This window comes from Mycobacterium botniense, from assembly GCF_010723305.1.
GTDB lineage: Bacteria > Actinomycetota > Actinomycetes > Mycobacteriales > Mycobacteriaceae > Mycobacterium > Mycobacterium botniense.
The window spans coordinates 59,233-72,903 of record NZ_BLKW01000002.1 but is presented as its reverse complement, the minus strand read 5'-3'; the positions used below and the strand labels follow the sequence as shown (position 1 = coordinate 72,903).

10 protein-coding genes are annotated in these 13,671 nt (G+C 66.7%); 5 read left to right on the top strand and 5 right to left on the bottom strand.

Translation table 11 applies throughout. The annotated features are described in order from the left end of the window. Window positions 1-72: 72 nt before the first annotated feature. On the top strand, window positions 73-753 hold the full coding sequence (locus G6N08_RS00610) for an ArsR/SmtB family transcription factor (RefSeq protein ID WP_163753293.1): 681 nt from the start codon (window positions 73-75) through the stop codon (window positions 751-753). A gap of 208 nt (window positions 754-961) precedes the next feature. Here G6N08_RS00610 and narI read toward each other — a convergent pair whose 3' ends face one another. The 4 genes from narI to G6N08_RS00590 are packed head-to-tail and all read right to left on the bottom strand — an operon-like array spanning window position 962 to window position 7,606. Then, window positions 962-1,711, bottom strand: a complete 750-nt coding sequence (gene narI / locus G6N08_RS00605; protein WP_246216559.1) for a respiratory nitrate reductase subunit gamma — start codon at window positions 1,709-1,711, stop codon at window positions 962-964. Then, window positions 1,708-2,331: a nitrate reductase molybdenum cofactor assembly chaperone gene (narJ, locus tag G6N08_RS00600; RefSeq protein WP_163753292.1), complete on the bottom strand. Its 624-nt coding sequence runs from the start codon at window positions 2,329-2,331 to the stop codon at window positions 1,708-1,710. Before narJ ends, narI begins: the two co-directional genes overlap by 4 nt. Next, window positions 2,328-3,926 carry a nitrate reductase subunit beta gene (narH, locus tag G6N08_RS00595; RefSeq protein ID WP_163753290.1) on the bottom strand — a complete coding sequence of 533 codons (1,599 nt, stop codon included), beginning with the start codon at window positions 3,924-3,926 and terminating at the stop codon, window positions 2,328-2,330. The genes narJ and narH overlap by 4 nt, the downstream gene beginning before the upstream one ends. Next, entirely contained in the window at window positions 3,926-7,606 is a 3,681-nt protein-coding gene (locus tag G6N08_RS00590) for a nitrate reductase subunit alpha (RefSeq protein WP_163756482.1), read from the bottom strand. Before G6N08_RS00590 ends, narH begins: the two co-directional genes overlap by 1 nt. A 440-nt stretch (window positions 7,607-8,046) precedes the next feature. Between G6N08_RS00590 and G6N08_RS00585 the strand changes: the two genes are divergently transcribed. After that, the gene (locus tag G6N08_RS00585) at window positions 8,047-9,624 is read left to right on the top strand and encodes an FAD-binding oxidoreductase (RefSeq protein WP_163753288.1); all 1,578 of its coding nucleotides are present in this window, start codon (window positions 8,047-8,049) and stop codon (window positions 9,622-9,624) included. On the opposite strand, the gene G6N08_RS00580 is transcribed toward G6N08_RS00585, so the two are convergent. Continuing rightward, window positions 9,625-10,992 (bottom strand): FAD-dependent oxidoreductase, encoded by a 1,368-nt coding sequence (locus G6N08_RS00580; protein WP_163753286.1) that lies wholly within the window; start codon window positions 10,990-10,992, stop codon window positions 9,625-9,627. Between the two features lie 140 nt (window positions 10,993-11,132). Here G6N08_RS00580 and prfB point away from each other — a divergent pair, with 140 nt between their 5' ends. The 3 genes from prfB to G6N08_RS00565 are packed head-to-tail and all read left to right on the top strand — an operon-like array spanning window position 11,133 to window position 13,652. Continuing rightward, window positions 11,133-12,239, top strand: coding sequence for a peptide chain release factor 2 (prfB, locus tag G6N08_RS00575; protein WP_163753284.1), 1,107 nt, complete (start codon window positions 11,133-11,135; stop codon window positions 12,237-12,239). After that, window positions 12,229-13,203: a mechanosensitive ion channel family protein gene (locus G6N08_RS00570; protein WP_163753282.1), complete on the top strand. Its 975-nt coding sequence runs from the start codon at window positions 12,229-12,231 to the stop codon at window positions 13,201-13,203. Before prfB ends, G6N08_RS00570 begins: the two co-directional genes overlap by 11 nt. After that, window positions 13,200-13,652, top strand: coding sequence for an Rv3103c family proline-rich protein (locus G6N08_RS00565; protein ID WP_163753281.1), 453 nt, complete (start codon window positions 13,200-13,202; stop codon window positions 13,650-13,652). The genes G6N08_RS00570 and G6N08_RS00565 overlap by 4 nt, the downstream gene beginning before the upstream one ends. Window positions 13,653-13,671 lie beyond the last annotated feature (19 nt).

Sequence of the window (13,671 nt, the reverse complement as noted above, 5' to 3'; positions counted from 1 at the left end):
TATTAGAATACTGACGTTGAGTGCCCCCCGCGGTCCTGACAACCACGTACCGTGCGCTATGGAAGGCAGACCATGCAGGTGATTGCGAAGTCGCCGGCCAAGGCGCGGTTGTACGACGCGTTCGCGGCAAGTGGGAAGGCTTTGTCCAACGCCGCCCGGCTGGAGTTGCTGGACTTGCTCAGTCAGGGGGAACGCACCGTGGAAGCACTGGCCAAGGCGGCCGGGCTGAACCTCACGACTGCGTCGGCACATCTGCAGACGCTCAAACGCGCTGGGTTCGTGGCGACCCGTCGCGATGGGGTGCGGATCTACTACCGACTCGCCGGTCGGGACGTAGCACAGCTATTTGCGATGCTACGGAAAGTGGCCGAGACGCATCAGGCCGAGGTGCCCGCAGCCCGTGATGCTTATCTACGGGCCGGCGGGACGTCAGAAGCGATCACCCGCGAGGAGTTGCTTGTCCGAATCAGCGAGGGCACGACCGTCGTACTCGACGTACGGCCACCGGAGGAATACCGCGCAGGTCACATCCCGGGCGCGCTGTCCATCCCGGTCGAGGAGCTCAACGATCGGATCAACGAGCTGCCAGTCGATGTCGGCATCGTCGTGTACTGCCGTGGTGAGTACTGCGTGCTCGCCTATGAGGCGGTACGGCTGCTGACCGCCAAGGGCCGTCGGGCTATTCGCCTACATGACGGCATGCTCGAATGGCACCTGGCTGACCTGCCTGTTGTCGCGGAAGAGGCACCGTGACGTGTCGGTGTTTCGAAATCGAAGCCGCAGCACCAGTATTGCAACTATCACCAGTCGGCCCGAATAAAGACCGCTCGGGCTGCAGATCGCCGTTCACCGCACTTGTTGACACGAACATCCTTATCCGCCATCGCAGCGGCGACCCGCCCGAGATGGCCGCCCGCCTGACTGCTTACCTGGCCGGTGTCTTGTTCCACACGAGGCCCTCTCAGTAAGGGACGCCGATTCTGCGCCACCGGCGCCCGCTGGTGCCGGGCTCCTGCGGTCGAGCGGCGACGCGGCTGCGGATCACAATATAAGGCCGCCACAAGTACCACAGCGGGTAACTCCACGCGTGCACCAGGCGGCTAAACGGCCAGACGATGAAGATCGCCCACGCCGCGACCGCGTGCAGCTGGTAGAGGAACGGTGCGCTGGTGATCGCCCTGACATTGGGGTGTAGCGCGAACAGGCTGCGAAACCAGACCCCGACGGTGCTGCGGTACTCGTAATGCGACGTGTCCTCGATCCCCAGGGTCAAAAAGATTCCCAGCAACACGATGACGCCCAGCAGGATCAGCGCCAGGTAGTCCACTGCGCTGGTGGTGGCGCGCACCCGCGGGATGGCGGTGCGGCGAAATGTCAAGATGGCGGCGCCGATCAGGATGCCGATCGCGGCGGTGGACCCGGCGACGGCGGAGAAGTCCTGGTACCAGGTCTCCGGAATGCCGAGCCAGTCAGTGAACGACTTAGGCACCAAGATGCCCAGGATATGGCCGGCGATCGCGGCGAAGGTGGCGTAATGAAACAGCGGTGAACCCCATTTGAGCAGGCGGCGTTCCTGCAGCTGGGTCGAGCGGCTGGTCCAGCCGAACTGGTCGTATTGCCAGCGCCAGATGTGGCCGACCACGAACACGACGAGGGCCGTATACGGCAGGATCACCCACCACCAGATGTTCCATGTGCTCAACGTGCTCATGGCTGTGGCCTCGATCCGTAGCCGGTCAGGTAGTTCGGCGGCGCGAACGGCTCCAGCCCGACGTCTTCACGGGGCGGGCCGGATTCCCAGGCGAGCCTCACCTGTTCCAGCTCGCGTCTGCCCAGACCGGGCAGGTCGGCTATCACTGCGGCAACCACGTCGGCGTACGGCGACTTTGCCTTGATCAGGGCGCGGCGCAGCAACTCCAGGTCGGTGCGATGCCCGTAGAGCAGCCGCTCGCCGCGGGGAGACAGCGCGGCGAAATCCAGCACCATCGGCAGGTAGTCGGGTAGCTCGTCGTCGGAGGGCACGAAACCGGCGTCGCGGTAGGCGGTTTTGATCAGCACCATCGCCATGCCGCGCTTGCGGGTGTCGCCGTAGCGGTAGTAGGTCAGATACAGCGAGCACCGGCGGCGCAGGTCGAAGGTCTGCACATAGTGTTGCCCAACCTCATGCGGGGGGGTGGTGCGCAGCCAGCCCAGGAACCGCTCGAACGACTCGCGCGCCGGCTTCGGGCCGGTGTTCGCCGCAAACGCGTCGAGCGTGTCCAGCCCGTCGAACAGCGCGGTCGTCGGGTACTGCAGCAGCACCGACGCCAGCTTGACGGTCTGGGTGTTCATCGCCGGCCTGCTTTCGGGAACATGCCCGGGACCCGGTCGCGTCCGTTCCAGTTCAGCAGGTTGAACCGCCGCTGCCCGTCGCCCGGCCGGTAGGAGCTGATCCCGTGCGGCCCGGGTGGCCCGTAGCCGCCCATACCCGGGCCGCCGTCGGTGTCCAGGCTGCAGAACAACTGCTCATGCTGGCCCATCAGCCGCCCGGCCTCCTCGGTGTGAGCAGGCGGAATGACGTAACGATCCTCGTATTTCGCGATCGCCAGCAGCCGGTAGAGGTCGTCGAGGTCCTCGGCGCTGGCCCCAACCGAGGCCGGCAGGCTCTCGTCGACGTCGAGCCCGAGCTGCTGGTGGCGCTGCACGGCCCGCACCGCGGCCAGCTTGCGCAACACCGCGCGTATCACCTCCGCGTCACCGGCGGTGAACAGGTTGGCCAGATACTCCATCGGAATCCGCAGCGCGTCGATGGCAGCGAACACGTTGTCGGGATTGTTCGCGTCGTAACCGGCATTGACCACGTCGGCCACCGGTGACAGCGGCGGGATGTACCAGACCATCGGCAGTGTGCGGTATTCCGGATGCAGCGGCAGCGCGACCCGGTGTCGCACCGCCAACTCGTAGACCGGTGAACGCTGCGCCGCCTGAATCCAGTCATGCGGGATGCCCGCCCGCGCCGCCTCGACCTGCACGTCCGGGTCGTGCGGGTCGAGAAACACCTCCAGCTGGGCTTGGTAGAGGTCGCGGGGCTCGGGTGTCGCCGCGGCCGGCAGGATCCGGTCGGCGTCGTAGAGGAAAAGCCCGAGATAGCGCAGCCGGCCGACACAGGTCTCCGAGCAGATCGTGGGCTGCCCGTGTTCGACCCGGGGGTAGCAGAAGGTGCACTTTTCCGCTTTACCGGTGCGGTGGTTGAAGTACACCTTTTTATAGGGGCAGCCCGACACACAAAACCGCCAGCCCCGGCAGCGGTCCTGGTCGACCAGCACGATGCCGTCCTCGGCGCGCTTGTACATCGCCCCCGAGGGGCAGGAGGCGACACAGGACGGGTTCAGGCAGTGTTCGCAGATGCGCGGCAGGTAGAACATGAACACCTGCTCGAACTGCATCTTCACCCGGTCTTGCAGCCCCGCCAGGTCCGGATCGTGGACCGCCAGCTCGGGCGCCCCGGCCAGGTCGTCGTCGAAGTTGCTGCCCCAGTTGACCGTCATATCGCGTCCGGTGAGCGCGGAGATGGAATGCGCGCTGGGGTTGGCGGTGCCCAGCGGGGCGTCGATGACGGTCTGGTAGTCGTAGGTGAACGGCTCGCCGTAGTCGTCGATACTGGGCAGGTCGGGGTTGTAGAAGATCGACAGCAGTTTGCGCAGCCGCCCGCCCCCCTTGAGTGCGAGGCGTCCCTTTCGGTCCAGGGTCCAGCCGCCTTTCCACTGCTCCTGGTCTTCGTAGCGCTTCGGGTAGCCGATGCCGGGCTTGGTTTCGACGTTGTTGAAGTAGACGTATTCGGTGCCCGGGCGGTTGGTCCACACCTGTTTACAGGTGACGGTGCAGGTGTGGCAGCCGATGCACTTGTCCAGGTTCATCACCATCGCCACGTGCGCCATCACCCGCATCAGTACTGCACCTCCTGGGAGCGGCGGCGGATGACGGTGATCTCATCGCGGTCATTGCCGGTCGGGCCGTAGTAGTTGAATGCGTAGGACAGTTGCGCATAGCCGCCGACCATATGCGTCGGTTTGACCATCACCTTGGTCAGCGAGTTGTCGCCGCCGCCGTGCCAGCCCGAGATCTCCGACTTTGGTGTCATCAAGTGCCGGTCCACGGCGTGGTACATGAACACCGTGCCCTGGGGCATCCGGTGGGTGACGACGGCGCGGGCGACCACCACGCCGTTGCGGTTGTAGGCCTCGATCCAGTCGTTATCGGCCACGCCGATGGCGGCCGCGTCGCCGGGGCTCATCCAGATCACCGGCCCGCCGCGGAACAACCGCAGCATGTGCAGGTTGTCCTGGTATTCGGAGTGAATCGACCACTTCGAGTGCGGGGTGAGGTAGCGTACCGTGATCTCGGGCCGGCTATCGTCTCTGATCTGCTGGTCGCCGAAGTGCCGCGCGTAGTTCAGCGGCGGACGGTACACCGGCAGCCACTCACCGTATTCAGCGAACCAGTCGTGGTCGAGGAAAAAGTGCATCCGCCCGGTCAGCGTGTGCCAGGGTTTCTTGCGCTCCACGTTGATGACGAATGGTGAATAGCGCCGTCCCCCGGCCTCGCTGCCCGACCACTCCGGCGATGTCATCACCGTGCGGGGCTGAACCTGAGTGTCTTCGAACGTGATCTGCTCACCGGCGCGCTCCTCGGCCAGGTCGGCCAGCCGCAGCCCGGTACGCTCCTCCATCGCTTGCCAGCCCTGCATCGCGACATCGCCGTTGGTGGTGCCGGAAAGCGCCAGGATCGCCTCGGCCATGTGCACATCGCGCGCCAGCGACGGCCGGCCGCGTGCCACACCGGCGCGCACCGTGCCGTTGCGGTGCGCGAGGTAGTCGACGGCGGCCGCGGGTGCCCAGGTCACGCTTTTCACCGGGGTTCCCAGCGTCTCAACCAGCGGGCCCAGCGCGGCCATCTTCTCGGCGACCGCGGGGTAATCGCGTTCGATGGTGATCAGCTTCGGCATGGTCTGGCCGGGTATCGGCTCACAGTCGCCGTGGCGCCAGTCGCGCACCACACCACGCGGCTGGGCCAGCTCGTCGGGGGTGTCGTGCATCAGCGGCGCCGCGATCACATCGGTGCGGGTGCCCAGGTGTTTGCCGGCCAGCCGGGAGAAGTCGCGCGCGATGGTGGCAAACGCGTCGAAGTCCGTCCGCGCCTCCCACGGCGGCGGAATCGCCGGGTTGAACGAGTGCACGAACGGGTGCATGTCGGTGGTGGACAGGTCGTGCTTTTCATACCAGGTCGCCGCCGGCAGCACGATGTCGGAGTAGCTGCAGGTGCTGGTCATGCGGAAGTCGATCGCCACAGCCAGGTCGAGCTTGCCGTGCGGCGCCGCATCGCGCCAGCAGACTTCGGTGGGCCGCAGCCGCTCCGGTGTCTCGGCGGCCCGTACGGCATGGTGGGTGCCGTACAGGTGGCGCATGAAGTATTCCATGCCCTTGCCCGACGAGCCCAACAGGTTGGCCCGCCACACCGTCAGCACCCGCGGAAAGTTCACCGGATTGTCCGGGTCCTCACCAGCGAAATGCATTCGGCCGGAGCGTAATTCGTCGACCACATAATCTGCGACGCTTTTCCCCGCTTGCCGCGCCGCATCGCCGATATCCAGCGGGTTGCGGTCGAAGGTGGGATACGACGGCGTCCACCCCAGGCGTGTTGCCTGGGCCAGCGCGTCGACTATCGCCTTGCCCCGAAACAGCCCGCGGCCCAGCGGTGTGGCCAATTCGTCGGCACCGAACTGCTCATAGCGCCACTGGTCGGTGTGCAGGTAGAAAAACGACGTCCCGGTCATGTGCCGAGTGGGCCGCTGCCAGTCCAGCCCGAAGGCAATCTGCTGCCAGCCGACGAGTGGCCGCACCTTTTCCTGCCCCACGTAATGGGCCCAGCCGCCGCCGTTGACGCCCTGGCAGCCGCACAGCATCGTCAACGTCAAAAAGGTGCGATAGATCTGATCGGCGTGGAACCAGTGGTTGGTGCCCGAGCCCATCGTGATCATCGAGCGACCCCCGGACAGCTCGGCGCTGCGGGCGAACTCGCGAGCCACCCGCGCGGCGGCCACGGCCGGCACCGACGTGATCGCCTCCTGCCACGCCGGGGTGTAGGGCTGGGTGGGGTCCTCGTAGCCGGTGGGCCACTGGCCGGGCAACCCGTCGCGGCGCACCGCGTAGTGGGCCATCACAAGGTCGAACACCGTGGTGACCAGGCGATCACCTAACCGCAGCACCGGCACGCCCCGGCGGATCACGCTGCCGCCCTCGGTGTCGCCGACGTCGAAGCGCGGCAGGTCCACCGCGACCGCGTCGGCAACCCGGCCATAAAGCGTCAGCGCCGGGTCGAGATCGCCGAGCTCCAGGTTCCACTTGCCCTTCCCGAGTTCGGAGAAGTGATCGGCGATGGTGCCGTTGGGGACGGCGGGCTGCCCGCTCGCCGCGTCCAGCACCACCGTCTGGTGCACCGCATGCTCGTTGTGCCAGCCCAGATCCGCGGCGGTCAGAAACCGGTCCGGCACATACGCATCGCCCCGTTCACGCAGGGTGATCAGGAAAGGCAGGTCGGTGTAGGTCTTCACATACTGCTGAAAGTAGGGCACCTGCCGATCCCGGAAGAACTCGGATAGCACCACGTGGCCCATCGCCATCGCCAGCGCGCCGTCGGTGCCGGGTGCAGCGGCCAGCCAGTCGTCGGCGAACTTGGTGTGATCGGAGTAGTCGGGGCTGACCACAACCACCTTCTGCCCGCGGTAGCGGGCCTCGACCATGAAGTGCGCGTCCGGGGTGCGGGTGATCGGCAGGTTGGTGCCCCAGATGATCAGATACGCGGCGTTCCACCAGTCACCCGATTCCGGCACGTCGGTTTGGTCACCGAAGACCTGCGGTGAGGCGCACGGCATATCGGCATACCAGTCGTAAAACGACAGGATGGTGCCGCCGATCATCGACAAAAACCGGGTTCCCGCCGCATAGGACACCTGAGACATCGCCGGGATCGGCGAAAACCCCACCACCCGGTCCGGGCCGTAGGTTTTGATGGTGTGTACATGCGCGGCCGCGATCAGTTCGCTGACCTCGTCCCAGGTCGAACGCAAAAAACCGCCCTTGCCCCGGGCCTGCTTGTACCGCGCGGCGCGCTCCGGGTCGGCGGTAATCTCCGCCCACGCCGCGACCGGATCACCCACGCGCGCAAGGGTTTCGCGCCACATCTCCAGCAGCGGCTGGCGGATATACGGGTAGCGCACCCGCGCGGGGGAATAGGTATACCAGGAAAACGACGCGCCGCGCGGGCAGCCTCGCGGCTCGTATTCGGGACTGTCCGGGCCCACCGAAGGGTAGTCGGTCTCCTGGGTCTCCCAGGCGATGATGCCCTCCTTGACGTAGACCTTCCAGGAGCACGAACCGGTGCAGTTGACCCCGTGCGTGGAGCGGACTTCCTTGCCGTGACGCCAGCGATCCCGGTAGAACTCTTCAGCGTTGCGGCCGCCGCGGCGGTGCACCTCGCGATGATCCGGGGTCGGTGTTCCCGCGGTGAAGAACTGGGCCTTGCGCAACAGCGCCTCAACAGGCTCGCCGCCGGGCAGCAGCGGGGCCAGGTAGTCGCGTGGTGCGGGGCGGGCCGGTGGTGGCCGGCCGCCGCCAGGGCGATCGGCGTGGGGCTCGTTGGGTGACGGCCGTGTTTTCGGTTGTGCCGTGTCAACCACTTCGCTATCGCCTCCGGACGCTTCCGCGGATGTCGTGCGAGGCCTTCTGCACCGATCGGAAGAAGCGAGACGTCCCGGTCGGATCGGGTGATGGATCCTGGGCTGCTGCCCTGATTTCGCATGCGCCCTGGTATCTGTCATACCACCGATCGGCATCGGTAAACGTGTCGGTGCCGGGTTTTTTCCGAAGCCGGGCGGGCGGCGACCACGACTGGACAACGGTGGTCACATCGGCGCTACGGGCCAGATCCCCTACGTTGGGGTACCAGCGCCACGATTCTCTGCTGGTATTCGGGTGACCGGAAAGTAACACCGATCAACGGGAGGCGCCGATGACGCGGTCGTGGTGGGGCTGGGGCAGGCTCCAGGAGGCGCTCTCGGAGCACGAGATACGGGAGCTGGAGTCAGGGGTGGCGACGCTGTTGCCCGGGCACGACCTGACCGATCACCCGCCGCCGGACCCGGCGCAGCTCGGGTTGCCCGCACCGCGGATCGCCCCGCCCGCCGCACTGGCCGCGCTGTGTTCGACCGATCCGGTCGACCGGGCCGGGCATGCGCGCGGTAAGGCGTATCGCGATGTCGTGCGCAACCTTCGCGGCGAGCTCGACCACGTGCCCGACCTGATCGCGCGGCCCACCCGTGAGCAGGAGGTGATCGACCTGCTGGACTGGTGTGCGCACGAGGGTATCGCGGTCATCCCCTACGGCGGCGGCAGCTCGGTGGTCGGCGGGGTCGAGCCCCGCTTTGACGGGCCCGCGGTGACGGTCGACGTCACCGGTATGGGCGCGGTCGCCGAGATCGACCGGGTCAGCCGGGCCGCCCGGATTCAGGCCGGTGCGCTCGGCCCGGTGATCGAAGACCAGCTGCGCCCGCACGGTCTTACGCTGCGGCACTTCCCGCAGTCGTTTCGGTTCTCCACCCTCGGCGGCTGGCTGGCGACCCGCTCGGGCGGACATTTCGCCACGCTGTACACCCACATCGACGATTTCACCGAGTCGCTGCGTGTGGTCACCCCGGCCGGTGTGAGCGAATCTCGCCGACTGCCCGGATCCGGTGCCGGCCCGTCACCGGACCGGCTGTTTCTCGGCTCAGAGGGTGCGCTGGGTGTCATCACCGAGGCGTGGATGCGGTTACAGGACCGGCCGCGCTGGCAGGTCACCGCGTCGGTGGCGTTCCAGGACTGGGATTCCGCGGTCGCCGCGACCCGGATGATCGCACAGGCCGGGCTCTACCCGGCGAACTGTCGGCTGTTGGACGCGAGCGAAGCCTTCCTGAACGCCGGCACCACCGTCGCGGGCGGGCTGCTGGTGCTGGCTTTCGAGTCGGCTGACCACCCGGTCGATCCGTGGCTGGACCGCGCGCTGGAGATCACGGCCGAACACCGCGGCGCCGTGATCGCGCGGCGCAGCCGCGACACCGCATCACCTAATGACGCGTCCGCCAACTGGCGTTCGGCGTTTCTGCGGATGCCGTATCGGCGCGACGCGCTCGCCCGGCGGTCCGTCATCGTCGAGACTTTCGAAACCGCTTGCACCTGGGACAGATTCGACATCTTGCATGCCTCGATCACCGCAGCCGCCCGGGAGGCGGTCGAGCGGATCTGCGGGACCGGGGCGTTGACTTGCCGATTCACCCACGTCTACCCCGACGGCCCGGCACCGTATTACGGGGTGTACGCGTCCGGCCGCTGGGAATCGCTGGTCGCGCAGTGGGATGAGATCAAAGCCGCGGTGTCCGAGGCCATCATCGCTGCGGGCGGCACCATCACCCACCACCACGCGGTGGGCCGTGACCACCGCCGCTGGTATGACCGGCAACGGCCCCACCCGTTCGCGGCGGCCCTGCGCGCGGCAAAGTCGGCGCTGGACCCGGCGGGCATCCTCAACCCTGGAGTCCTCATCGACAGCTGATCAGCCGTGCGCGACTCGGAGTAGTTCGTCGACGGTCGGCAGCTTGACGCGGGGACGCCCGTGTGGCTCGCCCAGCGCCCGTTCGAAACGGTCGATGGCCTGCCAGTGCGCATCGGTGATGAGCTCTGGCTGGCGCGAGACCAGCCAGTCGGCGAGCTGCTCGGCATGGTTGTCCGGGAAATCCGCCGGCCCGGAGTCTTGCGCGGCGTCCAAGTCGGCCAGCAGCGTGTCGACGGTGTCTTGTGAGTCTTTTTTGTTGGTGCCGATGACACCCGTCGGCCCGCGCTTGATCCAGCCGACGACGTATTCGTTGCGGCTGCCCTGCACCCGGCCGGCGGTGTTGGGAATTGTTCCGCTGCGCTCGTCGAACGGCAGCCCCGGTAACGGTACTCCGCGGTAGCCGACCGAGCGCACCACCAACTGGGTGGGCAGCTCCTCACGCGCCCCGGTGTCCCGGGCCACCACCCGTCCGCTGCCGTCGGTGACCAACTCGTTGCGGCCCAGCACAATGCGCTCCACCTTGCCGTCGCCTTTGATCTCGATCGGGGAGGTCAAGAACCGGAACACGATGCGACGGTGCCCGGGGCGGGCCCGGCGGGCCGCATAGTCACGGAACACCTTGATGTTCTGCTTACAGGTTTTGCCCACCGCGGCCGCGTCCTCGTCGCTGATGCCCTCCAGCTGCGCCGGATCAACCACCACGTCGACCCCGTCGAGGTCGGCCAGCTCGCGCAGCTCCAGCGTGGTGAACGCGGTTTGTAACGGCCCGCGCCGACCGATGATCACCACTTCTTCGACACCGCGCGGGCGCAGCGACTCCAACGCGTGATCGGCGATATCGGTCAGGGCGAGCACGTCGGGATCGGTGACCAGAATGCGCGCGACGTCGAGGGCGACGTTGCCGTTGCCGACGACGACTGCGCGGGCACCGGACAGGTCCGGCGACACGTGCCGGAAGTGCGGGTGCGCGTTGTACCAGCCCACGAAATCCACCGCGGCCACGCTGCCGGGCAGGTCCTCACCGGGAATGTTCAGCATACGGCTGGTTTGCGCGCCGACCGCGTAGATCACCGCATGGTAGCGCTCGGCGAGTTCGGCGGGCTGGATATGCTCGCCGACCACCACATTCCCGAAGAAGCGGAAGCGGGGATCGCCGGCGGTCTTTTCGAATTGCGCGCTGATCGATTTGATCTTGGGGTGATCCGGTGCCACCCCGGAGCGCACCAGCCCCCACGGCGTGGGCAGCATCTCCAGCATGTCGACGGCGACCTCGAACTGGTCGGTGGTATCCGCGGCCTTCAGCAGCGACGCCGCAGCGAAGAATCCCGCCGGACCCGAGCCGACGATCGCGACGTGGTAGGGGCGCATACGCGAGCTTTCTGGTCGTCCGGTTGGAACGTAGTGCACCGTAGTGGAAGGTACAGTGGAACGTAATAGCCAACGTAATAGTCCCCGGCGCGCGGGCGCATCGTCGCCCGGCTTAGGGGGCGCCGGTAACGTGGGCAGCTGTGGAACTCGACCGCCAGGCCGACATCGCCGCCCTTGACTCCACCCTCACCACCGTGGAGAAGGTGCTCGATGTCGACGGTTTGCGGGCGCACATCGCAAAGCTCGAGCACCAGGCATCCGATCCGCACCTGTGGGACGACCAGGCCCGCGCGCAGCAGGTGACGAGCGAGCTCTCGCATCGGCAGGGTGAATTACGCCGTGTCGAGGAGCTGCGCCGGCGCCTCGATGACCTGCCGGTGCTCTACGAACTCGCGGCCGAAGAGGGGGCCGCCGACATGCTCGCCGAGGCCGACGCCGAGTTGAAGTCGCTGCGCGCCGACATCGAGGCGCTGGAGGTGCGCACGCTGCTCTCGGGCGAGTACGACGAACGCGAGGCGCTGGTCACCATCCGCTCCGGTGCGGGCGGGGTGGACGCCGCCGACTGGGCCGAGATGCTCATGCGGATGTATATCCGCTGGGCCGAGAAGCACAACTACCCGGTGGAGGTGCTGGACACCTCCTATGCCGAAGAGGCCGGCATCAAAAGCACGACCTTCGCTGTGCACGCCCCCTTCGCCTACGGCACGTTGTCGGTCGAACAGGGCACCCACCGGCTGGTGCGGCTCAGCCCGTTCGACAACCAGCACCGCCGCCAAACGTCGTTCGCCGAGGTTGAGGTGCTGCCGGTAGTGGAAACCACCGACCATATCGATATCCCCGAGGGCGACATCCGTGTCGACGTTTACCGGTCCAGCGGACCCGGCGGCCAATCGGTGAACACCACGGACTCGGCTGTTCGGCTCACACACATCCCCACCGGTATCGTCGTGACCTGCCAAAACGAAAAATCGCAGCTGCAGAACAAGATCTCGGCGTTGCGGGTTCTGCAAGCAAGGTTGTTGGAACGCAAACGATTAGAAGAACGTGCGGAGCTGGACGCATTGAAGGGTGAGGGCGGCAGCTCATGGGGAAACCAGATGCGTTCCTACGTTTTGCACCCGTATCAGATGGTCAAAGACCTGCGTACCGACTACGAAGTGAGCAACCCGGCGGCTGTGTTAGACGGCGATATCGACGGGTTCCTGGAAGCCGGGATCCGTTGGCGCAACAGGCGAGATGACAACTGAACCAAAACTTTTCGTGTCCTTCGCCCAGCCTTGGCACGATATCTGGCGCGGTGATGTCCGGGACTGGGTCGTCACCAAAGGACTGCACATCATGTTGCTGCTGATCGGGGCGGTGCTGGCGGCGCGGTTCGTCAACTGGGCCGCACAAAAGATCACCCGGCGACTCGACATGCGGTTCACCGAGAGCGACGCGTTAGTGCGCTCGGAGGCCACTAAGCACCGCCAGGCGGTGGCGGCGGTGATCTCCTGGGTGTCGATCGTGCTGATCGGGGTCGTGGTCGTCGTGCAAATCACCGATATTGTGCAAATTCCCGTGCGTGGGCTGGTCGCACCCGCCACCGTGCTGGGCGCCGCACTGGGTTTCGGGGCTCAGCAGCTGGTCAAAGACTTGCTGGCAGGCTTTTTCATCATCGCTGAAAAACAGTACGGGTTCGGCGATTTGGTCGAGCTCACCATCGCGGGGTCTGCGACCGATGCGGCCGGCACCGTCGAAAACGTGACGTTGCGGGTGACCAAGCTGCGCTCTCCGGACGGCGAGGTGTTCACCGTGCCCAACGGCCAGATCGTCAAATCGGTCAATCTGTCCAAGGACTGGGCACGCGCAGTTGTCGACGTCCCGGTGTCGACCGGCGCCGACCTCAACCTGGTGAACGAGGTGCTGCACCAGGAGTGTGAACGGGCCCGCGACGACGAGGTGCTCGGCGCGCTGTTGCTGGATGCGCCCACGGTCATGGGGGTGGAAAGCATCGAGGTTGACACCGTGAATTTGCAGCTGGTGGCCCGCACCCTGCCCGGCAAGCAGTTCGAGGCGGGCCGGCGGTTGCGGGCGCTGGTGGTCCATGCGCTCTCCCGCGCCGGCGTCGTGACTGCCGCCGACGCTCCTCCGGCGGTAGGGGCGATCGTGCACCCGGCCACCGCCGGCGGCGCGGAGGACGAAACCCAGGGACCGGGGCCGCCGCGGTGAGGTTCACTCTGAACTGGCTGAAGCCGCCCAGCGACGCCGCGCGACGCTGGCCCGGGTATCTGTTCGGCGGCCACGTCCGCACCTCAACTGTGCTGTTGGTCGTCGCGTTCCTGGCGGTGTGGTGGCTTTATGACAGTTACCGCCCCTCGCCGGAAAGGCCCCCGCGACCACCGGCTACCCAGGTGGTGCCACCGGGTTTCATTCCCGACCCCAACTACACGTGGGTGCCGCGCAGCAGGTTGCAGCAGCCACCCGTCACGGTCACGGTGACGACGGCGCCGGCTACGACACCCACCACGACGCCCACTACCACTGCACCCACAACGGTGTCGCCGACGCCCTCGACCAGCTCACCGGTGCCGGCTCCGCCGCCGTTGATGCTCCCCCCGCCGTTCGGCCCGCCGCCACCTCCGACCACTGCACCGCCCGGGCCCGGCCCGGCGCCGTGACGTCATCGGGCTCTTCGTG

Coding starts and splice junctions, on each gene's coding strand:
- G6N08_RS00580 (WP_163753286.1), bottom strand. CDS start 10,992: ATGCGCCCCTACCACGTCGCGATCGTCGGCTCGGGTCCGGCGGGATTC.
- narI (WP_246216559.1), bottom strand. CDS start 1,711: ATGAGCACGTTGAGCACATGGAACATCTGGTGGTGGGTGATCCTGCCG.
- G6N08_RS00585 (WP_163753288.1), top strand. CDS start 8,047: ATGACGCGGTCGTGGTGGGGCTGGGGCAGGCTCCAGGAGGCGCTCTCG.
- narH (WP_163753290.1), bottom strand. CDS start 3,926: ATGCGGGTGATGGCGCACGTGGCGATGGTGATGAACCTGGACAAGTGC.
- narJ (WP_163753292.1), bottom strand. CDS start 2,331: ATGAACACCCAGACCGTCAAGCTGGCGTCGGTGCTGCTGCAGTACCCG.
- G6N08_RS00570 (WP_163753282.1), top strand. CDS start 12,229: ATGACAACTGAACCAAAACTTTTCGTGTCCTTCGCCCAGCCTTGGCAC.
- G6N08_RS00610 (WP_163753293.1), top strand. CDS start 73: ATGCAGGTGATTGCGAAGTCGCCGGCCAAGGCGCGGTTGTACGACGCG.